Below are 22,209 nucleotides of genomic sequence, written 5' to 3'. Positions count from 1 at the left end.
ATGGAAATCAAAATAAGGCAAGGTGTGGCATCTGATGCTGCGCAAACTACGCCGCTTATATTGAATGCGGCGCAGTCTTTGTTAACGTCTATTTTTGGACAAAATAAAAATAAAACAGCTGAGGGCTACCTGTCTCATGCATGGGAGCTCGGTGGCGGGCAATATGGCTTTAAGAATCATTGGGTGGCGTGTAGCGGCGACGAAGTACTCGGTGTTGTGACCTCTTGGCACAGCAAACTTGGTGCAACATTTGATAGGGCGACCCTTGATAGCATCACATCGTACTTTACCCTCGATGAGGCTATGACAGTGCTCATGCGCAATCAGACCGTGGCCATCAATCTTACGCCGCCTACTAATACCGAACTCATGATAGGCCATCTCTCTGTTGAAGAAAGTGCCCGTCGAACGGGCGTGGGAACGATACTGGTTGATGCTATGCAAGCGCGAGCAGAAAAACTGAACAAACGTAAAGTGGTACTAGATGTTGAAGTGTCGAACGTGCCAGCCATTCGTTTCTATCAGCGCCATAGTTTTGTGGAAGAGTCGATAAATAAAGGTTTTATTCGATTTTCTAAACCTGTATAGGTAAACGTTTCCTTATATACGCGCGAGCCCAATCGATATGCGCTCGCGCTCAAGCATAGATGTGCCTTATCGACATGCCCTAGTCTGGGTAATTGCCGTTCTCATCTGCCACAAAGAAGGGCGTAGAGTACCAATAATAACGCCCTGATTGCGCATTAGACGGTGCTGTACAATTCACACGTGAACGTCCTACTGGAAGGGTTTCATCAAGGGTAAACGTAAGCACATTTTCTTCTAGGCTAGTCTCGATAGGGTCGCCGCCGAAAAAACAATTTACTTGTGTAAGGCGAACATCGTCACTGTCTATCGTTAAACTAATGGGCGATGACAGGTTTCGTGTTGTCATACGAGGGTCTTTATGTGAACTTTGCGTCACTGGCATGGCTAGACTATTAAGCTTGGTCTTTAGCGTTGCCAAATTGGCGTAAGGACCGGCCGCGGGGAAGCGCGGTAGTGCCTGCATGTCGCTAGATGGGCCCACAGCCCCGGAATGCTGCCCGAATCCAATGTAACCTTCAGCTTTGAGCTTATTAGCGAGCGCCGTGTTGTATTCACCAAACGGGTACGCTAAATATTTAAGGCTAATATCCAGTTTATCTTCAATCTTCTTTTCAGCACTTTCTACGTTCTGCCAAACTTTCTCCAGCCATGCGCGCTCGCCCATTGCTTGCTCACCGTTTAGCATATGAAGGTGGTCTAGCGTGTGGTTGGCAAAAACAACGCCATCGTTATGCATAGCAATAACTTGCTCCCATGTTAGCTGCTTAGGACCTACGCCAATTTCATCAGGGTTGATAAACACGGTATAGGGAAAACCTAGGTCAGCCAGTATTGGGTGAGCATTGTCTAAAATGTTTGCGTAGCCATCGTCAAACGTAATCGCAACCGCATTTTCTGGCAGTGTAGTGTTGTGTTGTATCGCAGAAACAACGTCCTGAAGCGAAACAACAGTGTGGTGTGCGTCCAAGTATTCCATGTGCGATTTAAAGGCTTCAGGCGAAATACTGGTACTGGCTGGTGTTGAAGACGACACATGGTGATAAAGCAAAATGGCGGCGTTAGGCGTGGTGCTCACACTAGAGCCGATGTTACTACCACTTTGTTCCTTTGTAGTGGAAGTCGCATCAGCAACAGGGGTTGCATCTGAGCCTGAAGCAATGCTAGGTGAGACCAACAAAACATTGAAAATTCCCGCAAGCATTGAAGATAAGATCTTCAAACGCGTGCGACTCGTCGTTCTATTTTGAATTACATTGTTGGTTTTCATATCATCATCCACTGAGTGCCTAATCAAATTCAATAGCATGGTAAACTCCAAATAATGCGACTTGGCCAATCTTATACATGGTCAAGCTGGTACGCATTTCACTTATGCCGCTGCATAGGTTGATAGTATATAGCGAAATTAACCCCTACTGAGATCATTTATGTCCCCTGCTCAACTAACTCAGCGCTCCTTTTTTGACGACCATTCCCGTCTGTTGGCGTTAGCGCTTCCCATGATCTTAGCGAATATTACTACGCCTCTATTAGGTTTGGTGGATACCGCGGTTTTGGGACACATGTCTTTACCAGCCATGCTTGCAGGGGCTTCGGTGGGCGCACTTATCTTAACGCAAATATACTGGGTGTGCGGGTTTCTTCGCATGTCATCAACAGGCTTGAGTGCACAAGCTAAAGGCTCACCGAACAATACATTAGAGTCAGCAAAAGTGCTGTGGCAAACGGTGGCGGTTGCTCTAATGTTGGGGGCTGTGGTACTCGCTCTTCAATCTCCTATCTTGTCTATAGGCTTAGCTTTAACTCAGCCAAACAGTGAAGTTGCCCTGCATCTTCAAGACTACTTTTCGACGCGGGTATGGGGCGCACCAGCTGCCATGCTTAATCTGGCATTAGTTGGATGGTTAGTAGGGCAGCAAAAAACGCGCAGCGTCATGGCTATTCAAATTGTGGGAAATTTATTGAATGCGGGACTCGATGTAGTGTTTGTGTTCGGGCTTGGTTTGTCTGTAGCTGGCGTGGCGCTGGCCAGTGTTATCGCTGAGTATACCATGGCTATAATGGCGCTAGCGGTGGCGTTTAAGCGCGTAGGCGGTGTCGCGGTGAGTGCATCGTGGTTTAACCGTGCAGCTCGTAAGGTACTGATGAAGCTTAACGGTGACATGCTATTACGTAACTTAGCATTACAGGGCTGCTTAGCGTTTCTCACCATTCAAGGTGCCCGTTACGGCGAAACGTCGGCGGCCGTCAATGCCATACTCATGCAGTTCTTTGTTCTTATTGCATTGGGACTTGATGGCATAGCCTATGGGGTGGAAGCGCTGGTGGGTGAAGCCAAGGGGGCGTCAGACAGCAGCGAAGTGAAACGACGCACCTACCAAGGGTTAGTCTGGTCGAGTATTTTTGCCCTTATTTATAGCTTGATATTTTTCGCTGGCGGTGAGGCCATTATCGCGCTTCTTACCGAACATAGTGACATTGTAAAAGCTGCGCTACCTTATCTTGGTTTAATGGTATTACTTCCTCTATTAGCGCATTGGTGTTTTTTGTACGATGGCGTATTTGTTGGTCTTACCCGAGCCAGCGCAATGAGAAATACCATGATAATAAGTGCGTTAGGGGTGTATTTCCCCGTTTGGTACCTCACGCAAGATCAGGGTAACGTCAGCCTTTGGTATGCTCTACTTGCCTTTTTACTCGCTCGCGGTGTGACATTGGCCTGGAGCTTTTATCGACTAGATAAACGTGGTGAGCTAGCGATACCGCAAAGCTAGTGTTTTATAACGCTTCGCTGACCTTACTTAGGGAAGGCGCGCTGAGCACGCTGCCTCTCTCAGTTTTTCTAGGGCATCATTCAGTATTATTCTTGCTACTGTGTTTTTTTCGCGGTTCTTTTTTTGCACAATGATAATAGTGTGTAGTTCAGGGGGCTGGTCGAATTCAACATGACGAACAAACCCGCCTGCTTCTATCAATATTTCTATGTATCTATGTAGCCCCAGCGAGGCGTAGTAGACTTCTGGACCCATCACTTCGTTTGTATGTTGGCCGCTTTCATCTGTACCCCCACAGCTAAAAAGCAACACTCCGTCATCGTCTAAGTGATCCACTAGCTTCTTAAGCAAAGGCTCTTGCTGCGTTAGGGGAATATGCCAAAAGCTATCCCAAGCGCTAATAAACGAATAGTGCTTGGGGATAGTGAATGTACACACGTCGGCGCAATAGAAGGTATGAGCGGGTAATTGGGACGTCGCAATAGCCAGCATATCTTTGGAAACATCAATGCCTTCGTAAGTTAGCCCTGCGCGTTCGATAACCGGGACAAAACGATTGGTGCATCCGCAACCTATGTCTAGTGCGTAGCCTCGTTTCTTTGGTTTGTCTTTATTGCTCGCTTTTCCCTTATCAAGCGCTTCACTCTTATCATGCGCTTCTCCCTTATCAAGCGCTTCGCTAGGCACCGTATCAGGCTCTTGTGATGGGGTGTCCGCTAAAAATGACAATGCTTTTTGGTAGGCGGTTAGCCCATTTTTCTGATTAAATTCAGGGCGAGTCCAAAGGTGTGTAATGGTGTCGTAGGCCTTGCCAGTTTCTTCAGGTGTCATATTCCCTCTGTTAGCTGCGCTTTTACTGGTTCAAGGTTAATTCATCTAGCAACAATGTATAGTGCAAAGTGCAAAGTGCAAAGTGCAAAGAAGAGAAAAGGCGAAGCCCGTTTAGGATATTGAGCGGCCAGACAGTAACACCTATGCAGTTTCGTTTGGTTAGGGCTTATATGTAGACATAACTAGGCATTACCCAAAACGCTATTACTCAAAGTGCTATTACTCAAAGGGCTTTGGGCCAAATAGACAGCTAAAAGTGAATAGCCTGCAAAAAGAGCGTGATCATTTAAGCAGGCAGCACTACAGCTATTTTCTTACGATGTGCGTGGCACAGAGTTTGTTGCCCGCTGGGTCTCGCAGATAAGCAAGATACAGTTGGCGTTCCCCATTGCCTCGAATACCCGGTGGGTCCTCGCATGGCACGCCTCCATTCTCGCTTCCTACTTTATGCCATTCATCAACGATGTCTGGTGTTCGAGCGGCAAGGCCGAGCGTGGTGCCATTACCGTGTGTGGCAGCCTCTCCGTTAATCGGTTTTGTTAGCGCTAAAATACCTTTCGGCGTATAGTAAAAAACCCGTCCGTATTCATCAAAAACGCCTGGTTCGTATCCTAATACTCCTAAAATAGCATCGTAGAATTTTTTTGATGCTTCAAGGTCGTTCGCACCAATCATTACGTGGCTAAACATAGCTGTGTCCTCTAAAAATAGTAGGGCCAATTCCCTTTTATCAAAGTTAGGTTATGTGTGTTTCGCTACTTACCCTTTGCTAACGCTTTAGGGAGCTAATGCAAAATCTACCGCAGCTGAAGCATGGATAGCGGTAGTATCGTATAACTTAACTTTGGTGTGATGTTGTTGAACTAATAAGGCAATTTCTGTGCAGCCTAAAATGATGCCTTCAGCACCCTCGGCCGCCAGTTCATTTATAATGTCAATATACGCGTTACGGGATTCAACACAAATCACGCCCTTGCATAATTGTTCATAAATAATGTTATGAACCGTGTCTCGTTGTTGGGCATTTGGAGTAACAACCTCAATGCCAAAAATCTCTTTAAGGCGGGATGTATAAAAGGTTTGTTCCATGGTGAAGCGGGTGCCCAGTAGCCCAACTTTCTTAACCCTATCTTGTTGCAACACGCACCCCGTAGCGTCGGCAATGTGAATAAGTGGGATGGTGATCTTTTGCTCTATGTCAGCTGCTACTTTATGCATGGTATTGGTACAAATTAATATGGCTTTTGCACCCGCAGTTTCTAAGTGCTTCGCCTCGCGGATCAGTATATCGGCGGTTTTATCCCATTCTCCTTTATGCTGAAGCTGCTCTATGTGGGCAAAATCAACGCTGCTTATTATCAGCGGTGCGCTGTGAAGTCCGCCAAGTCGAGCGTTTACACCACGGTTTATGGCTTGATAGTAACTGACCGTTGATTCCCAACTCATTCCGCCAAGCAGGCCCAGCTTCTTTGTTGTATTCACCACAGCTCCTTTTCATATTGTTAGGCACTTTGCGCAACCCCTAATCTACCTATAACCCGAGACGAGCGCTAGGCGAACATAAATGAACGGGAGACAGCTGCGCAATTTAGAGTATGGCGTATGGGTAAAACTGAGTGCAATCAGACTGGCTTACATAAAGAATAGGGCAAGAAGGTATGGCGTAGAGCCGGAAGAAATCAGAATTTAGGCGGTGGCTTTTTGTTTTTTATAAACGAAAAACGCTGAATAAAAATTCCCCAGTAACCCAACATGGCGATAGCGAAACCGACAAATAATATAAGAAGGCTCAGGTAATGCAGCGTGATATGAAGTTCACTTAAGGTAAACAACAGCAAGACGCCGACAACGAAAATAGATAGACCTATTTTGAATCGTTGCCAGCTTTTGTGAATGTCTTGCTTTAGCATGAGATAGTTATCGAGATATACACTTAAGCAAGTGCAATATTACGCTTAGTAGTAAGAGTGCTCACCCGCTTGGTGCTCAGTCGCATCGCGCACGCCCTTAAGCTCGCCAGCGAATTGCTCGACCATTTGCTTCTCAATACCTTCTTTAAGCGTTACGTCTACCATTGAGCAACCATTGCAGCCGCCGCCGAACTGAAGTATGGCGTAGCCGTCGTCAGTCAGTTCTGTCAATACAACATTGCCACCATGGCTCGCTAACTGAGGATTGATTTCCGACTCAATCATATAGTTGATTCGCTCAATTAATGGTGCGTCGTCAGACACTTTACGCGCTTTTGCATTAGGTGCTTTTAAGGTTAACTGTGAGCCCATCTGATCGGTAACGTAGTCAATTTCCGCTTCCTCTAAATAAGGCGCGCTTTCTTCATCTACGACCGCATCGAAACCATTAAATGGCAAACGGGTATCCGTTTCTTCAACCGCGTCTGGTGGGCAATAGGACACGCCACACTCAGCCGACGAAGTGCCTGGATTTACGACGAATACACGAATATTCGTGCCAGACTCTTGTTTACTCAACAGTTTTACGAAGTGAGCCTGGGCTTCTTCTGATATAGTTATCATCAGCAAGTCCTACATATTTTGAAATTTGGATTATTGTATCAAATTTACCTGAGTAAAACAGTCAGGTATTAATTAAATAAATTATTCCAGTGAATCGAATTTGTTGAGAGGCGTGCACGTCGACACTATTCTCAACCATAACAACAAGACGGGAAGCGCTATGTTCGCGAAATTGCATTACACCGCCAAAAAGAATCCATTCTCACTCGTTTCATTATTAGCCTTTGGTACCATCGCCTTTGGGGCAACAGCCAGTCAGAAATCATTAGCACATCCCGCCTCTGCTTCAACTGTTACTATTGCACCTGATGTAGGCGGGCAGCCGGTGACAGCATACTTACCTGACACGGTATCCTACAACCCAGCTATTCCCACGCCTGAATCGATACTAGGCGCCAACATTGGCGAGTGGCATGTGCGTCACGACCAAGTCGTCAATTATATGAAGCTACTTGCCGAGAAGTCTGACCGTATCACCATTGAAGAAACCGGCCGTACTCACGAAAACCGCCCACTTCTGTTACTGACAATCACAGCGCCCTCAAATAGAAACAATATTGAGGCGATGAGGCAGCAACACATTGATGCAATGGAAAGCGGCAAGAAAGTAGGTAGCGATGCTCCCCTTATTTTCTACATGGGCTACAGTATTCACGGTAACGAGCCTTCCGGAACCAATGCTTCACTTGCGTTGGCTTATTATTTGGCCGCGGCTGAAGGTAAAGAAATTGATGCCTTGTTGAATAACAATATTGTGCTGTTTGATCCGTCTTTCAACCCCGACGGGCTTTCTCGATTTGCTCAGTGGGCAAATATGCACAAGGGCAAGCAGCTGGTTTCTGACAGTCGACATCGTGAACACGATGAGGGGTGGCCGTCAGGTAGAACAAATCATTACTGGTTTGATTTAAACCGCGACTGGCTATTGCTGGCGCACCCAGAGTCGCAGGCGCGAATTAAACAGTTTCATAAATGGCGCCCACATATCCTCACCGATTTTCATGAGATGGGGACAGACAGCACCTATTTTTTCCAGCCTGGTGTGCGCTCGCGTAAAAATCCACTGACGCCTGATGAGAACGTAACGCTAACTGAAGCGCTTGCCCAGTATCATGCTGCCGCGTTTGATGAGCAAGGGGAGCTCTATTTTACCCAAGAAGCGTTTGACGATTTCTACGCAGGCAAAGGCTCGACCTATCCAGATTTACACGGCAGTGTGGGTATTCTTTTTGAGCAAGCAAGCTCACGGGGCCACATTCAGGACTCTATTAATGGCAAGCTTGCCTTCAAAGACACCATAGCAAATCAAATTACTACGTCTTTAAGCACTTTTAGAGGCGCATTGGCAAATAAGGCTGCTATTCTCGATTATCAATCGGGTTTTGTTAAGAGCACACAGTCACTGGCTGAAAAGGATGAGCAGGTAGGTTTTGTTGTTAGTGCATCGAATGACACAGCTCGCTTTAACGCATTTGTTGCATTGCTTGAACAGCATCATATTAATTACGAGGTGTTAACGAAAGATGTTGAGGTAAGCAAAGTTCGCTATGGTGCAGGTCGCGCGATTTATATTCCTTCAAACCAGCCTCAATACCGTTTAGTAAAGTCAATTTTCTCTACCCAAACCTCGTTTGAGAACAACACGTTTTACGATGTATCAACGTGGAATTTGGCTTTGGCTTTCAATTTGGATTACGCGCCTCTAGATAGGGGCGATGCGCGAAGCCTAAAACTTAGCGACAGCAACGCACTTGCACAACCTGCACTTAATGATATTCACCCAGACGCATACGCGTATGCGTTTTCATGGCAGCAGTACTATGCGCCAGCCATGCTGCAAACGTTATTGGAAGCTGGCGTTAAGGTGCGTAGTAGTGAAGAAGCGTTTTCTGCTATTAATTACGATGGCAACAGCATTGAGCTTCAGCCTGGCAGCATAGTTGTACCGAAAGGGCTGGGCCAGCCAGAAAACTTGGCGGCCATTTTGCGCGATGCGCAACAGCAACTTCAGGTGCCTGTGTTTAGTTTGCGCAGTGGGTTAACACCCACAGGGCACGATTTGGGTAGCCGGAGCATGGCACCTGTTACCTTGCCACAGGTGTTAATAGTGGGCGGCGAAGGCACCAGTGAATACGAAGCGGGTGAAATATGGCACTATTTCGACACAAAAGTGGGGCTGGCTGCCAGTATTGTTGAGCAACAATATCTGACAAGCGCGCTTAATGATCCTAGCGTTACTTATACGCACCTTCTATTCCCTAGCGGTGGATATCGCTTTAGTGAAAGTGAAAGAACTCAAATTGAGCAGTGGGTGAAAGCCGGTGGCGTAATCGTGGGGCAGAAATCCGCGTTGCGTTATTTCGCTCAACATAAATGGTTAGACGTAGAAATTGTTAGTCGAGAGAGTATTGATAACGCGTTCGATGAAAGCGAACTCAGCTATAAAGATGGCGCTTCGTTATACGCCAGAAAGTTGGTGGCTGGCGCTGTGTTTGAAGCGAATATCGATAATACTCATCCATTGTTCTACGGCTATGATGACGACACGCTACCCATGTTTAAAACCAATAATATGATAGTGGAGGCTAGTAGTTCACCCTTTATAACGCCTGCGCGCTACACTGATGAGCCTCTCATGGCTGGGTTTAGTGACAAAAGAATGGTTGCGCTAATGGCTGAATCAACTGCTGTGACGACTCAAAAAATGGGTCGCGGCGTTGTCATTGGCTTTACCGACAATACACAGTTTAGAGGGTACTGGTATGGCACGAACAAGATGCTGGCCAATGCAATCTACCAATCGCATTTTATTCGCTAAATCAGTTTGAAAGGCGCGGCGAATGCCGCGCTTTTCAGTATCACCGCTTCTGATCACTAGGCTTTCTGATACAGACTGCTTTTAGGTGGTGGCGTAAATGCCGCGACCCACACCTGAATGTGTAAATTTGGGTAGCGTTTTTTGAGCCTTTTACTCAATGTATTCACGGTCACGCCGGTGGTGAGTACGTCATCGACGATTGCAACGCTGAAGTTGCTGCCATCTTTAATGCCTTGCGCTATTGCTATCTCATCATCGATACACTGCGTCGATAGGCTAAATACACGGCTAGCGTTTTCGGCTCTCGCCATTTTGGATAAGTGATGCTGCACGCTAAAGCCCCGTCGTTTGGCCCACGACTGGTTAACTGGAACATTCAGCTCACTGCTTATGCTTTCACACAGAAGCGTAGCCTGATTGTAGTGCCGTGTAGCAAGTCGCCATGCACTAATTGGCACCGGAAGCAGCACATTGGGCACTGATAAAGTGCACTGTCGCATTTTATGGACAAACCAGTTACTTAATACTTTTCCTGCCGTAAGGGAATGCGTAAACTTTAACTGGTGAACCAGCGATGACATTGGCCACGTATGAAGTCCCAAAACGCGTAACGCGTCATAGTGGCTATGCTTGACGTGGCCTGCCACAGGGCCATATTGAAGTAAGTTACTTCCGTGCAACGTGGCATCGAAAAAAAATATGTCATCTTCACACCAGTGACATACTGGCGTAGGACTTGCCTGATAACATAGCAAGCATGAAAGGTTCATAGTGTTGATTCCATCAACTTCCTTGAATTGTCGAACGTCGACCTGTTTTCATTATTTCGTGTTGCCTCAAAAACACGTGACTGCCTAAGGAGGTGTAAATGGAAAGTTTGCATACAAACGGCGAGCTTGTCACCCGTACTCAGGGTACAGGCGTAGATGTGGTATTTCTTCATGGTTGGGGTATGAACAGCGGAGCGTTCACATCCTTTATTCCTTATTTAAGCGATAATTTTCGCGTCACCACCATAGATCTTCCTGGGTTTGGGGAAAATGCAGAGTTCGTCCCGTCACCGTATAACGTGGAAACATTGGCTCAATCCATTGTGAACCAGCTTCCAAACCAGTGTGTGTTGGTTGGGTGGTCATTAGGTGGCCTAGTTGCGCAAAAGTTAGCGCTGTTAGCACCAGAAAAAATTACCGGACTGGTAACGATTGCTTCAACACCTCGATTTATAGCAGGGCCTTGTTGGCCGGGTATTGCTGCCGATTTACTTTCAATGTTCGAGACTCAGCTTGAAAAGAACTATCAGAAAACACTGGAACGTTTTTTGGCAATTCAAGCGATGGGCAGCGAAACGGCAAAGCAGGATATTAAGGCGATCAGAGAACAGGTAACCCAATTCCCAGATCCCGCCGAGGAAGCGCTTAAGAAAGGTTTACGCATATTGTCTACTGAAGATATGCGTCAAGACGTGGGGCGAATAACTACACCCACGTTACGATTGTATGGCAGGTTAGATAGTCTAGTGCCGACCAGCGGAATAGATCGTATATGTGAGCTACATCCGCAGGCTGATACCGTTGTTCTGCCTCATGCGTCGCATGCGCCGTTTATTTCACATCCTCAGCAAACTGCTGACATTTTATTTCGCTTTGCCGCTGGCGTTTACCAGCAAAAGGCGTCTTAATAAAGCGATGACATAAAGCTTCAAACCGCGGCTTGCCGATAGTTTGAAGCTTTTCTTATCTTTGACAGCTTAATAAAAATCGCCTGCTTACAATAAGTTAATGACAGGGTGTAATACATGTCTTTCCATTTGTGTGAAATTGGTTAATAATTGCACATGAGAGGTTAGGGGGAGTGTATGACAAGTATTGATGGTTTAGGTGCAGGCTCTGCATTTGCAGCGGCTCAATATGGTTTACAAAATGCCAGCGACGGAATTTCGCAGGCAGCATCAAATATTGCTCAGCGAACTGCTGAGGATGCGGTAGCACCCGCTCAACCTATTGCGACCAATACCGACACAATAAACACGTCATCGAATTCAACGTCTACCTCCACGCGTCTCACTGACGACTTAATCGCGCTCAATGTAAACGAACGTAATGCCCAGGCCTCTGCCAAAGTATTAGGTGTTGCCGATGAGATGCTTGGTACCATCATAGACGTGCTTGCGTAGGTGGAACAGTTACGGTGAATATCGTTACACCAATCCTTAACGCCATTGCTTATCCCACGGCGAACATAAATACAGAGTCTGCACGTAGAGATAACGTGCAGCGTGAAACTATTCCCCAAGCGTCAGATTCCCAGCAAGGGGCTTCTCAAAAAGGCTTGGGGTCAGAAGCCGATAAAGCGAAGAGCCCCGGCCAGCCGCCAGCGCCGGTTACTTACGAACGCCCTCAGGTACAAACAGAACTTCAAGCTGCCTTTCAAAACGTATTTGGGCAACAGAAAGATAATGCGCAAGATGAGAGTGCAGGCAAGCAGGGCGCGCAAGACAGGCAACAAGAACAGCAAGAGAAACAAGACGCTGCTGAAATTGAGCAGTTAAAAGCCCGGGATCAGGAAGTAAGGGTTCACGAGCAAGCGCATGCTTCAACAGGCGGTCAGTACGCCGGTGCTCCGCAGTATGAATACACTACAGGCCCTGACAATAAACGCTATGTGACCGATGGCGAAGTGTCGATTGATGTTTCAGAAGAAAAAACGCCAGAGGAGACGCTGAAAAAAATGGAGCAAGTGCGCGCAGCCGCCCTTGCACCAGCTGAACCTTCATCACAAGATTTAAAAGTGGCTGCAGAGGCTTCTCAAAAAGCCACAGAGGCCCGTAGCGAGATTGCCAAAGGCCAAACAGAAACGGCTTCAGTAGGTTCTACCTCAGTACAAAGCAATGGCATTGTTGCAGACACTGGGGCAGCCGTGCAGCCCGATACAAATATAGGCACCGCAACCGATTCTATTGCGGATATGGTGTTAGATAATCAATCTTATTCAGCAGACACACAAGGCTTTCAGGCAAATGAGTCTAATGTGATGCAAACACGAATAGGCCGAATTCAAAATGCTTATTTGCAAGCTTACACCCCCTCTAGAGAAGGTTTATCGCTTCAAGCATGATAACGTGCAATTAACGCTAGCTGCTTAATATTGCACGAACGATTTAGCCCGTCATATTAGCCCGTCATAGCTAAGGGCTAAATCGCGAAAAAAGCACTTTCACTTCCCTTGCATTGCCTTCAAACCAGCAGGCCCTAATAATCCAGTATTGCCTTTGTAAACGGATATTTAGGTGAGCCGCCAGTGATGTCTGAAAGTACCGAGTTCATGGTATCTACGTCGCTATCGAAGCCACCATGGGACGTGGCGGCGGTGGCATCACCTACTTTCCCCTCACTGTACTTAAACGTCACGTTAGGCAGCGGCTGATTAAACACAGCCATACCTAACAAGGGCATCTCTGGTTTGGATTCAAACGCATTTGATACTAAATAGAGCAACGACTTCTGGTAAATACGCGCCACGTGATCATCTTTTTCCAACGCTTCAGATAAGTTGTAAACCGTGGTCGATTCAATGTGTTTACCTTCTATAAGCGCAGAGAGCTTTTCGTTGAACAAGGGGTAGCTAATGGCTGGAGCTAGTAAATGCAGACTCTTAATCGTTATGTTTTCATCAACTTTACACAGCCTAGATAGGCTGTGAGCATGAAAAATAGAGCCTGCCGAATGACCGACGACATGCAGCTTAATATCTGAATTGTCTTTCAAGTAGGCGGCCAATTGCGTTAGGAAATACGTACCATCTGATGTGGTACGGGTAAAAGGCGTGCTAGCGTCTGATTTCATTTCTCGCCACAGTGCGCCGCCTACTTTACGTGTTGCCCATTCTAGTATGCGGTCGGTGTAGTCAGTGAAGGCTCCAACTTTGTTGCTAATCTCTTTATTCTTAAAGCCCAGAATATCTTTGAGTTCTTCTAGCATACCCGTGTCGTACATGAAGTGAATGGGGTAAATATCGTTTTTAAGAAAGGTGTCTTTCATGGCAGCAATGCGTTTAGCCGAAGCTTTTATGCTATTTAAGCCGCCGTGTGCATATAGCATTACATGGCGATGGTTACTGTCAGAAAGTTTTTCAATAATGGCATCGACGTGGTTTTTATTGCTCCAATATTTACTTCTGGTATCAAAGTGCCCGTCGTCGAAATGAACGAAGTGATCTTGAATGCTCACCCGTGGTGTGGAGCGAGAAAACAAACCCTGTGCAATAGAGCGCGTAGCCTGATGGTAAGTTCCTGTGCCAGAGATAGGAAGTGCGAGTTGAACAACCCACGCATCCATAACGTTTAACGCCCAGTCGTCGTAACGCCAAAGTGCCAGCCCTGACTTCTTCCAATCCATCCCCCAGGAGTTTTGGATCCAGAACCCTTCATCGTTATAGCCAACAATGGCAAACGCGTGGCCACCCATGGGTTCAGGCCTTAGGCTTATTACATCACCTTCGCTATCTTTCCAGCCTTCATGAATTCTGGCGGAAACAAAGATTACGCCCACTTCGTTAAGCGCCGCATGAAAATCGCTAATTTCTCGTTCAATACGGTAGTACGCACCTAGCCTGTGATTGCTTGCATTGTTAGCAATAGCTAGGGTCATTTCAAATTCGTTGCTGTGCTTAATATCTTCAGTTAGTGACTCGTTACATACGCCACTGTTGTACCACCCCTTAATTGCACCGCGGCAGCTAGAGCCTTCATACGCTTCACCTAACCACTCATCATGACGTTTGGCCATGGCATAAAGCATCCACGGGCTAACAGTATGTTTTCGGCCTTGCTGACGGTAAATGAAATTAATGGTAGCGGCCAATGCAAAGCCGGTGCACGCTCCATCTTTACCTTGGTCTAAAATAACCAAATTGCCTGGCGGGTCGATAAAAGGCTTAAGTGGAGTAAGATTTGGCTGGTAATAACGATCCCGAAGGTCGGGGTAATCGGCGCTGACATTCAGCATGTTTTTTGAGACAGGCGAGTTCATAAAATCATCCTTTGATGAGGGCAGATAATCTTTGCTGTACAGTTGGATGATTATGCTCGTACACCAAAGGTTAGGGCCCTTAGCTCATTATGGTTGTCCGAAAGTGCTGCCTAGAAAAAGGCTGTGGTCAAATGAGCAACATTACCTTCGTTAAACGTTAAGGCTCTAAAAGCATGTCAACGGCCTTGCTAAACGCTACCAATATACGAACTTCGGTTTCGGTGTGACCCACACCTTTTCATTGTTTCGGTATTTTGTAGTTTGACACTCTTTATTCAAGAGTATCAGGGAGCATGAATTTCCATGCGTCCCATCTAATGTAACACAAACTAATGTAGCAAAAGCGGCAAGGCAAAGGGAAGTGAGATAAAAGAGCTGCCTTATTTAGTTAACTATTGGCTTGCTAAGCCAACACTTACCGTTTTTCATCGCTGCTAGCGCAACATCAACGAAGAAGGGGAAGAGACAAAGCTTTCAATACGACGTCGCCATTACGAAACAACATAAATTGGATCGTAAATGTCGTTATAAATTTTTAGAAAAGTTACTTGTATTATCAATGTTGTTTTTGGTACTGAGGCGAGACTTAAATGTTTAAAATAAAGCCATTGCTATTTTATTGTTTTTCTATACTAGCGACACCGACGGTGGCCATTGCCGCTGACGTAAAGTTAAATATTGATGTCGAAAGCTCTGGTCCGATATTGAATAAAAATATTTATGGCCAGTTTATGGAGCATTTAGGCAGAGGCATTTATGAAGGCATTTGGGTAGGTGAAGACTCAGGCATACCTAATGAAGATGGCTTCCGGTTAGATGTACTACAAGCATTACGCGATTTAAAGGTACCTTTATTGCGCTGGCCAGGGGGCTGCTTTGCAGATGAGTATCATTGGCGAGATGGTATAGGTCCGCGAGATAAACGCCCAAGAACAATCAATAGTAATTGGGGAGGGGTTATTGAAGATAATGCGTTTGGCACCCATGAATTTTTCCAATTTGCAGAGTTATTAGGCGCACAAACTTACGTCAACGGCAATCTGGGAACAGGCAATCCCCGGGAAATGGTAGAGTGGCTGCACTATATGACCTCTGATGCAGATACGACGGTTGTTCGTGAACGTAAAAGAAACGGCCGAGATAAGCCGTTTAAAGTGGACTACTTCGCCATTGGCAATGAAAGCTGGGGATGTGGTGGTAACATGACACCAGAATATTACGCTGATCTTTACAAGCAATATTCTGCATTCCTCAAAGCCCCAGAAGGAAACCAACCTAAGTTTATTGCCAGCGGTGGTACTGACGATCAAACAGAGTGGACAAAAGTACTCACCGAGAAAATTAACTCTTCATGGAGTTTAAAAATGGACGCGATAAGCCATCATTACTACACACTTCCGACCGGAGATTGGAGTAATAAAGGAAGCGCCACAGGTTTCCCCGAAGATCAATGGTATTCAGCGATACATCGCACTTTGCAAATTGAAGCATTTATTGAGAAGAACCTCGCCGTTCTTAAAGAAATGGATCCTGAAAACAAAATCGGTTTTTATGTCGACGAATGGGGATCCTGGTACGACGTTGATGAGGGGACTAACCCTGGTTTTTTGTATCAGCAAAATACGTTGAGAGATGCGATTATAGCTGCACTGAATATTCACGTTTTCAATCGTCACGCCGAACGCGTACAAATGACGGTAATTGCTCAGATGGTTAACGTATTGCAAGCCATGATACTCACTGATAACGAAAGAATGCTTTTAACGCCCACATATCACGTATTTACGATGCACATACCGTTTCAAAACGCGACCTACCTTCCAGTTAGCCTAAGTAAGCCACTATTAAATAAACACGCAGAGATAAGCATTCCAAGTATCAGTGCTTCAGCAGCCAAGGCACAGACGGTAACACCTATATTTCTATAGTGAATACGCAGTTGAATAATGCAATTGAAGTAGAGCTTAATCAGATAAAAAAGGTCAAAGGGGAAGTATTAACCAGCGATAAAATGGACGAGCACAATACCTTTGATGACCCGAACAATATTCAACCTTATGAGTACTCTACTGGCGTTAAAGATGGTAAGGCCGTCATAGTCGTCCCAGCAAAGTCGCTGATGGTGCTTAATTTAGGCCAGCTTTAATCAAAAAGTATGGTGTGAACAGACCCGCAAAAGCAGTGGGGCGTAATATAATTTAAGCGTTCAGTTTGCGCTTTTATTTAACATTAATGTTTTTATAAGAATAGAAAGAATTATGCAGATATTACTTATTAGACAAATTGCGATGACTGTAGCGAGTATTGCTCTTCTTATTGGCTGCTCACCTCATCAAGGTGACGGAATAAGTCTTGATAATGACTCTGAAGCTTTCAAGCCGCAAGGTATTACTAAATTTAAAGCCTATACTAAGCAATTCGACGATGACATACACATGTCTAAAAACCACGCAACAGGACATGTTGGGGATCTCTTTTTTACCCACTGGAAAGACGGTGGCGAAGCCTCTCTCAAACTAAGTCAAAGCGGAGAATTTGAAGTGAGTTGGGAGGGCGGCGGATATAATTATGTTGGGGGCCCCGGGTGGCATTACGGAGATGTAAGCCGCGAAATTGGCTATCGCTTTGAACAGGAGAGTGGCGCTAGTTATATTGCACTCTATGGATGGGGATACGACAGCAACATGTCTAAAGACAATCCTGCTCACTTAGTTGAATATTATGTTCTTCAGCGCTGGACCTATGATCCTAGCCAAAACGGCATTTTCGGTAAGACCTTTGTGAGTAACGGCGTTGAATACTCAACTTATCGAACTATACGAGAGCGAAAGCCCTCTATAAATAATACGGCCACGTTTTATCAGTATTGGAGTAAACCGTCTAAACCCATGCCTCTAGGCGAAGATCATAAAATTATCTTTGCCGATCACGTGGCAGCTTGGGCTGACACAGGCTGGATTCTTCCTGATATGAATAATTTTGACGCAAGCGACGACCCTACATATCAAGTTATGGCAGTAGAAGTATTTAATCCTGCAAAGGACGGTAAGGCGACTGGTAAAGTGTGGGATGCTAGTGCTCAATTTTAACTCAGTTACCTAACCGGCGCAGTTGTAATCTTGTGTTAATTATCGACTTTGATTATCCGATGCCGACGGTAACGCACCAATATTTTCAAAAGCGTTCGTTACCTTCTCTGGCAAGACTAAATTCACTTTTTTGGAAATATGGCGCTGTAGTTCAAACCGCTTTAAGTCAGGGGAGACAAAGACTGTTCTGGGATGTCCGTTAATCAGTTGACCATTGGTTTCATATTGAGCTGTGCTGTCTTGCAATTTATCGAGTGTATTTATTTCACGATTGCAGGGCTCTGAACTACTTGTAGATAATGTTATCAGCGGCTGTTGATTTTCAGGTTTTACATAAGCGTTTCCGTCCAGTTCAGCAAGTTGAGCTTTCTTGTATTGGGCGCATAAAGCGTCCTCTTGATCCACACTTAGTAAAGGACCGTGATGTTGCTCATCTGCCGTCAACAAATTACTTTTTACTGTATGACCATCTCGCTCAAATACATCAGGCCCTGTCTCGGGGTGCCAACCAAAGTGGTCATCTGTGGCACTTCGAGCAGTTCTTGTAAATCGCAGCGTACTGTTAACAAACGTATTATGCGCAATATTGGCGTTCGCTGAGTTGAGCACCCACACACTTAAGTCGTTATTTACAAATACGTTACCCACAGCCGTAATGCCATCCGATATCTCAAAAGATAACCCAGCCTGCGTGTTTTCGACATAGTTATCGATAAACAGGCCTTCACGGTTTCCCACGTCGTACCATACACCCTTTGATGTTGGATGATTAATAATCAAGTTATCCCGTACTGTTACTCTGTACGTTTGATTAATGATTTTCACTGCGGAAACATAATAACCAGTGATGTTCTCAATATCGTTACGCTGAATGATGTTTTTTTCGAGTAACACGTCTGAAGAACCAATAATATAGATACCTTCAGTACTGGTATCAGAAATCAGGGAGTGTCTTATTATTAAACCGTCACCGCGAAAATAGCCTGCGACACGCGAGCAATATGTGATGGTGACATTTTCAAGTAGCGTGTTTATGACCTCTTTACCATAGGTTAAAGGATCGGCAACGCCAACAGGTTCATCTACTGGCTCGTCTTCTGGTAAAAAGGTTCGTTTACCTTCTATACCGATAGCCCGCCAAGCGTATTGAGTAAACGTAACCCCATAGATTTTAGGGCCAATCTTGTCACTTCGTTTATTGTGGACGTCGTTCGATGTACGCAACAGCGCTGTGTCGTAAGCGGTGATTTCGATTAATTTACTATTTGGATCAGTACCGATGTAAACCTGCTGCTTCTCATAATCAACAAAAAATGTATTAGGCGTTAACTCTTCGATACTGCCAGCCGACTGTAAAAACTCACCATCAATAAAAACCATGTCATTATTAAATCGATGTAGCGGCGTTTTATCAATGTGGCGCTCCTGACGCCACCAAAACATAGGTTTAGAAGGAAACAAGGTTTTCCAATTTGTAACCCACACATTGTCTTGTTTTTGTTCCCAGGTCGAGGCTACTTGAGTTCCTTTCAAAATGGGTTTTTCGTCTTTATAGGGTTGTAAAGTTATCCCTTGATTAAGTATTAAATTGCCAGTGCGATAAGTACCACCTCTTAAAACTATTGCATCTCCCGATGTTACTTTACTTATAGCAGAGCTAAGCGAAGTGGGATTATCAAGTGTGAGTCCATCTGCCCGAGGTTGTCCCTCTGGAGATACATAATATATTGTCTTAGCGTTTGGCTGCGCATAGCTTTTTGAGATTGGCCCATAAGGTCCACCAGAAAATTGCGCCTTTACAGGTGTGACTGAACTGAGTCCAAAAGTCATCACGATGAGTCCGAAACGGAGCCAAATGTTCATGATTACTGTTCCTTTAATATTCACAAGTTAAAGAAAGTCAGTATAGAGGTTAGTGAGCGGTGATGAATCTATATTCATCCTATTAACAAATAATCGAAATGAGGTTAACAAATTCAGTAATATGTGTTGCTCCGCTTTCTACTAGCATAATGAAAAATCAATTCACAAGTAGCAAGAAAGGAACAAACATGAGGTTAAAACTCTTGTGCGGCAGTGTTTTTTTAATCAGTGCTTTAACAGTTAAGGGGCAAACTTCCCCCCCTATGAAAGTTAATGATTCAGAGTATTTTGAGGCTCCAGGAGCCAATGTATTGGTATATAGCAACTGGTACGATGGGCTGTTCAGCGATTCAAAGATTAGTGGCATTGAAATTATTCAGCACGGCAAGCGTATCGCCACTAATGGTGACGTTAGGCTAAATGATACTCCCGAACAGTGGGATAGTATTCCGACTTTCATCAAACGCGATGTTGATGCCGAAAAAGGTGCCATTAGAGCTTCACTACATTATCCAGAACACAAATTTAATTTCAGCGTCAAAGTTACTTCGACGAAAGAGCATCTCAACATTAGCGTACACACCGATGCCCCTTTACCCGAAGAGCTAGTGAACAAGGCGGGGTTTAACCTCGAATTTATGCCTTCAGCATATTTTAATAAGTCTTTTATCGCCGATGACGCAACCGGTACGTTTCCTCTTTACCCTTCTGGGCCAAAAGAACAAAATGATTTACAAGCACCAACGCCGCTTGCCACCGCGTACCATTTAGTCCTAGCACCAGAAGACGCAGAGCGCAGAATAAGTATTGAGTCGAAACAGCAACCTATCTATCTGTATGATGGAAGAACAAAGGCCCAAAACGGGTGGTTTGTAGCGCGCTCCATGATCCCGGCAAATAAAAGCGGTAAAGTGCTGGAATGGTCTCTAAACGTTAGCAGTATAAAGGATTGGCAACGGTCGCCAATAATTGCGCACTCTCAGGTAGGCTACCACCCTAATCAAAACAAAATAGCGGTACTGGAACTCGACCCGAAGCACGTCATAGGCGAAAACCTAGTTTCCTTACTTAAAATAATGCCGTCGGGTGAAAAGAACGCGGTCTTGTCTAAAAAACCAATGGATTGGGGGAAATATAAACGATATCAATATGCAAAATTCGACTTTTCAGCGGTACGTGAAAGTGGCCTTTATCAGCTTAAGTACAATGACACCATCACCGCGCCGTTCAGAATAAGTAAAGATATTTTCAGCAAAGCCTGGCATCCAACCTTAGACGTTTTTTTTCCGGTTCAAATGGACCATGTTTTAGTAAACGAAGCCTACAGAGTTTGGCATGGTGCTTCCCACTTAGATGATGCTTTGCAGGCACCGATCAACCAAAAACATTTTGATTTATATGCCCAGGGGCCGACAACCGATACTCAATTCGCGCCTTTAGAGCATGTACCGGGGTTAAATATTGGTGGATGGTATGATGCGGGAGATTACGACATTCGTACTCAGTCGCAATACAGAGCCGTTCTAGGTCTTGTTGAAGTATGGGATCAGTTTGCGCCAAAACGCGATACTACCCTTGTTGACTACGATCGAAAGTTTGTTGATATTCATGTGCCAGATGGTAAACCCGACATACTCCAGCAAATTGAGCACGGCACTTTAGCACTAATTGCACAACACCGAGCATTTGGCAGAGCAATAAACGGTATCATTGTGCCTAACATATCCCAGTATACGCACTTGGGTGATGGCATCACCATGACCGACAATCTGGTATACAACCCTACAATGACACCTTTACAAGCAGATGGAAAACACAGCGGGGTCCCTGATGATAGATGGGTATTTACCAGTCGCTCCTCAGCCGTTAACTTTGGCTCCATCGCCGCTTTAAGTGCTGCTGCCCGTGCACTACGGGATCATAATCCTGAGCTCGCTACAGAAGCGCTCAATACAGCCGAGTTAGCTTGGCAAGAAGAGCGATCTCACCCTCCCTTCTTGTTTCATCATGGGAATACAACAGGAGGACGACTTGACGCAGAAAAGCTTTCGGCGGCAGCAGAACTATTGATGAGCACGGGGGACGAGCAGTATAAGCAGGCAATTAATACCCTTTGGCCCGAAGTCGAGGCACATTTTGCGCAGCACATTGGTACTCTAGTTCGCTTAATTCCTTTAATGGGCGATAAATATAAGCACAAAATTGAATTGCTAGCTAAGGACTATGTGAATGAAGGTAGGCACATTACGCAAGCTAACCCGTTTAATGTCACAATTACAGAAGGTGGATGGGCAGGAAATGGACGGATAATACGCGATGCTATTCATCATTACTATTTGGTCAAGGCGTTTCCTGGGCTACTCGAACCAGACGCTGTTTATGATGGGCTGCATTATCTCTACGGGACGCATCCAGATTCAGATATCTCCCTCGTATCAAATGTCGGCACCGTATCAAAACGCGTAGCCTACGGTATGAATCGCGCAGATTTTTCATTTATTTCTGGTGGGGTTGTCCCGGGTATTTTAATAATTAAACCTGACCTGCCAGAAAATAATGAAGAATGGCCATTTTTCTGGGGCCAAAATGAATACGTAATAAATATCGCAGCGTCTTATATCATGCTTGTACATGCCGCTAACGACTTACTAAATAGCTCTGCTGAATAGCCCAAATAGGGCTATT

18 protein-coding genes are annotated in these 22,209 nt (G+C 45.3%); 10 read left to right on the top strand and 8 right to left on the bottom strand.

Annotated elements, in window-relative coordinates; genetic code table 11:
* Complete coding sequence (locus MASE_RS19265; protein ID WP_014951376.1) at nt 1–588, top strand: GNAT family N-acetyltransferase; 588 nt, start codon at nt 1–3, stop codon at nt 586–588.
* 79 nt (nt 589–667) lie between these two features.
* Here the strand turns inward: MASE_RS19265 and MASE_RS19260 are convergent, their stop codons facing one another.
* Complete coding sequence (locus MASE_RS19260) at nt 668–1,894, bottom strand: polysaccharide deacetylase family protein (protein ID WP_014951375.1); 1,227 nt, start codon at nt 1,892–1,894, stop codon at nt 668–670.
* A 121-nt stretch (nt 1,895–2,015) separates the two neighbouring features.
* Between MASE_RS19260 and MASE_RS19255 the strand changes: the two genes are divergently transcribed.
* Nucleotides 2,016–3,362 carry an MATE family efflux transporter gene (locus MASE_RS19255; RefSeq protein WP_014951374.1) on the top strand — a complete coding sequence of 449 codons (1,347 nt, stop codon included), beginning with the start codon at nt 2,016–2,018 and terminating at the stop codon, nt 3,360–3,362.
* Nucleotides 3,363–3,389: 27 nt separating this feature from the next.
* On the opposite strand, the gene MASE_RS19250 is transcribed toward MASE_RS19255, so the two are convergent.
* The 4 genes from MASE_RS19250 to nfuA form a co-directional block, all read right to left on the bottom strand.
* Entirely contained in the window at nt 3,390–4,193 is an 804-nt protein-coding gene (locus tag MASE_RS19250; protein ID WP_014951373.1) for a class I SAM-dependent methyltransferase, read from the bottom strand.
* Between the two features lie 306 nt (nt 4,194–4,499).
* A complete protein-coding gene (locus MASE_RS19245) occupies nt 4,500–4,883 on the bottom strand; it encodes a VOC family protein (protein WP_014951372.1) in 384 nt (127 codons plus the stop codon).
* An 87-nt stretch (nt 4,884–4,970) separates the two neighbouring features.
* Nucleotides 4,971–5,675 carry an aspartate/glutamate racemase family protein gene (locus MASE_RS19240; protein ID WP_014951371.1) on the bottom strand — a complete coding sequence of 235 codons (705 nt, stop codon included), beginning with the start codon at nt 5,673–5,675 and terminating at the stop codon, nt 4,971–4,973.
* A gap of 473 nt (nt 5,676–6,148) precedes the next feature.
* Nucleotides 6,149–6,727 carry a Fe-S biogenesis protein NfuA gene (gene nfuA / locus MASE_RS19230; RefSeq protein WP_014951369.1) on the bottom strand — a complete coding sequence of 193 codons (579 nt, stop codon included), beginning with the start codon at nt 6,725–6,727 and terminating at the stop codon, nt 6,149–6,151.
* Nucleotides 6,728–6,887: 160 nt separating this feature from the next.
* Between nfuA and MASE_RS19225 the strand changes: the two genes are divergently transcribed.
* A complete protein-coding gene (locus tag MASE_RS19225; RefSeq protein WP_014951368.1) occupies nt 6,888–9,545 on the top strand; it encodes a M14 family zinc carboxypeptidase in 2,658 nt (885 codons plus the stop codon).
* A gap of 56 nt (nt 9,546–9,601) precedes the next feature.
* On the opposite strand, the gene MASE_RS19220 is transcribed toward MASE_RS19225, so the two are convergent.
* Nucleotides 9,602–10,315 carry a ComF family protein gene (locus MASE_RS19220; RefSeq protein ID WP_014951367.1) on the bottom strand — a complete coding sequence of 238 codons (714 nt, stop codon included), beginning with the start codon at nt 10,313–10,315 and terminating at the stop codon, nt 9,602–9,604.
* Nucleotides 10,316–10,413: 98 nt separating this feature from the next.
* Here MASE_RS19220 and bioH point away from each other — a divergent pair, with 98 nt between their 5' ends.
* The 3 genes from bioH (at nt 10,414) to MASE_RS19205 (ending at nt 12,659) form a co-directional block, all read left to right on the top strand.
* On the top strand, nt 10,414–11,223 hold the full coding sequence (gene bioH / locus MASE_RS19215; RefSeq protein WP_014951366.1) for a pimeloyl-ACP methyl ester esterase BioH: 810 nt from the start codon (nt 10,414–10,416) through the stop codon (nt 11,221–11,223).
* Nucleotides 11,224–11,400: 177 nt separating this feature from the next.
* Nucleotides 11,401–11,718: a hypothetical protein gene (locus tag MASE_RS19210; protein ID WP_014951365.1), complete on the top strand. Its 318-nt coding sequence runs from the start codon at nt 11,401–11,403 to the stop codon at nt 11,716–11,718.
* A 14-nt stretch (nt 11,719–11,732) separates the two neighbouring features.
* Nucleotides 11,733–12,659: a putative metalloprotease CJM1_0395 family protein gene (locus MASE_RS19205; RefSeq protein WP_014951364.1), complete on the top strand. Its 927-nt coding sequence runs from the start codon at nt 11,733–11,735 to the stop codon at nt 12,657–12,659.
* Between the two features lie 134 nt (nt 12,660–12,793).
* Here the strand turns inward: MASE_RS19205 and MASE_RS19200 are convergent, their stop codons facing one another.
* Entirely contained in the window at nt 12,794–14,572 is a 1,779-nt protein-coding gene (locus MASE_RS19200; RefSeq protein WP_014951363.1) for a C1 family peptidase, read from the bottom strand.
* A 590-nt stretch (nt 14,573–15,162) separates the two neighbouring features.
* Here MASE_RS19200 and MASE_RS20455 point away from each other — a divergent pair.
* The 3 genes from MASE_RS20455 (at nt 15,163) to MASE_RS19190 (ending at nt 17,661) form a co-directional block, all read left to right on the top strand.
* On the top strand, nt 15,163–16,500 hold the full coding sequence (locus MASE_RS20455; RefSeq protein ID WP_269719633.1) for an alpha-N-arabinofuranosidase: 1,338 nt from the start codon (nt 15,163–15,165) through the stop codon (nt 16,498–16,500).
* An 11-nt stretch (nt 16,501–16,511) separates the two neighbouring features.
* On the top strand, nt 16,512–16,718 hold the full coding sequence (locus MASE_RS20450; RefSeq protein ID WP_269719632.1) for an alpha-L-arabinofuranosidase C-terminal domain-containing protein: 207 nt from the start codon (nt 16,512–16,514) through the stop codon (nt 16,716–16,718).
* Nucleotides 16,719–16,830: 112 nt separating this feature from the next.
* The gene (locus MASE_RS19190) at nt 16,831–17,661 is read left to right on the top strand and encodes a glycoside hydrolase family 11 protein (RefSeq protein WP_014951362.1); all 831 of its coding nucleotides are present in this window, start codon (nt 16,831–16,833) and stop codon (nt 17,659–17,661) included.
* A gap of 39 nt (nt 17,662–17,700) precedes the next feature.
* On the opposite strand, the gene MASE_RS19185 is transcribed toward MASE_RS19190, so the two are convergent.
* The gene (locus tag MASE_RS19185) at nt 17,701–19,524 is read right to left on the bottom strand and encodes a right-handed parallel beta-helix repeat-containing protein (RefSeq protein WP_014951361.1); all 1,824 of its coding nucleotides are present in this window, start codon (nt 19,522–19,524) and stop codon (nt 17,701–17,703) included.
* A gap of 263 nt (nt 19,525–19,787) precedes the next feature.
* Between MASE_RS19185 and MASE_RS19180 the strand changes: the two genes are divergently transcribed.
* Nucleotides 19,788–22,193, top strand: coding sequence for a glycoside hydrolase family 9 protein (locus MASE_RS19180; protein ID WP_014951360.1), 2,406 nt, complete (start codon nt 19,788–19,790; stop codon nt 22,191–22,193).
* Nucleotides 22,194–22,209: the final 16 nt, after the last annotated feature.

This window comes from Alteromonas macleodii ATCC 27126 (assembly GCF_000172635.2).
Lineage (GTDB): Bacteria > Pseudomonadota > Gammaproteobacteria > Enterobacterales > Alteromonadaceae > Alteromonas > Alteromonas macleodii.
The sequence above is the reverse complement of the archived record's forward strand: the minus strand, read 5'-3'. Positions and strand labels throughout refer to the sequence as shown.

What these genes read in the sequence shown, in the direction of transcription:
- MASE_RS19220 (WP_014951367.1), bottom strand. Translation starts at nt 10,315, where the DNA reads ATGAACCTTTCATGCTTGCTATGTTATCAGGCAAGTCCTACGCCAGTA.
- MASE_RS20455 (WP_269719633.1), top strand. Translation starts at nt 15,163, where the DNA reads ATGTTTAAAATAAAGCCATTGCTATTTTATTGTTTTTCTATACTAGCG.
- MASE_RS19250 (WP_014951373.1), bottom strand. Translation starts at nt 4,193, where the DNA reads ATGACACCTGAAGAAACTGGCAAGGCCTACGACACCATTACACACCTT.
- MASE_RS19225 (WP_014951368.1), top strand. Translation starts at nt 6,888, where the DNA reads ATGTTCGCGAAATTGCATTACACCGCCAAAAAGAATCCATTCTCACTC.
- MASE_RS19200 (WP_014951363.1), bottom strand. Translation starts at nt 14,572, where the DNA reads ATGAACTCGCCTGTCTCAAAAAACATGCTGAATGTCAGCGCCGATTAC.
- MASE_RS19260 (WP_014951375.1), bottom strand. Translation starts at nt 1,894, where the DNA reads ATGCTATTGAATTTGATTAGGCACTCAGTGGATGATGATATGAAAACC.
- MASE_RS19180 (WP_014951360.1), top strand. Translation starts at nt 19,788, where the DNA reads ATGAAAGTTAATGATTCAGAGTATTTTGAGGCTCCAGGAGCCAATGTA.
- MASE_RS19245 (WP_014951372.1), bottom strand. Translation starts at nt 4,883, where the DNA reads ATGTTTAGCCACGTAATGATTGGTGCGAACGACCTTGAAGCATCAAAA.
- MASE_RS19265 (WP_014951376.1), top strand. Translation starts at nt 1, where the DNA reads ATGGAAATCAAAATAAGGCAAGGTGTGGCATCTGATGCTGCGCAAACT.
- MASE_RS19185 (WP_014951361.1), bottom strand. Translation starts at nt 19,524, where the DNA reads ATGAACATTTGGCTCCGTTTCGGACTCATCGTGATGACTTTTGGACTC.
- bioH (WP_014951366.1), top strand. Translation starts at nt 10,414, where the DNA reads ATGGAAAGTTTGCATACAAACGGCGAGCTTGTCACCCGTACTCAGGGT.
- MASE_RS19210 (WP_014951365.1), top strand. Translation starts at nt 11,401, where the DNA reads ATGACAAGTATTGATGGTTTAGGTGCAGGCTCTGCATTTGCAGCGGCT.
- nfuA (WP_014951369.1), bottom strand. Translation starts at nt 6,727, where the DNA reads ATGATAACTATATCAGAAGAAGCCCAGGCTCACTTCGTAAAACTGTTG.
- MASE_RS19190 (WP_014951362.1), top strand. Translation starts at nt 16,831, where the DNA reads ATGCAGATATTACTTATTAGACAAATTGCGATGACTGTAGCGAGTATT.
- MASE_RS19255 (WP_014951374.1), top strand. Translation starts at nt 2,016, where the DNA reads ATGTCCCCTGCTCAACTAACTCAGCGCTCCTTTTTTGACGACCATTCC.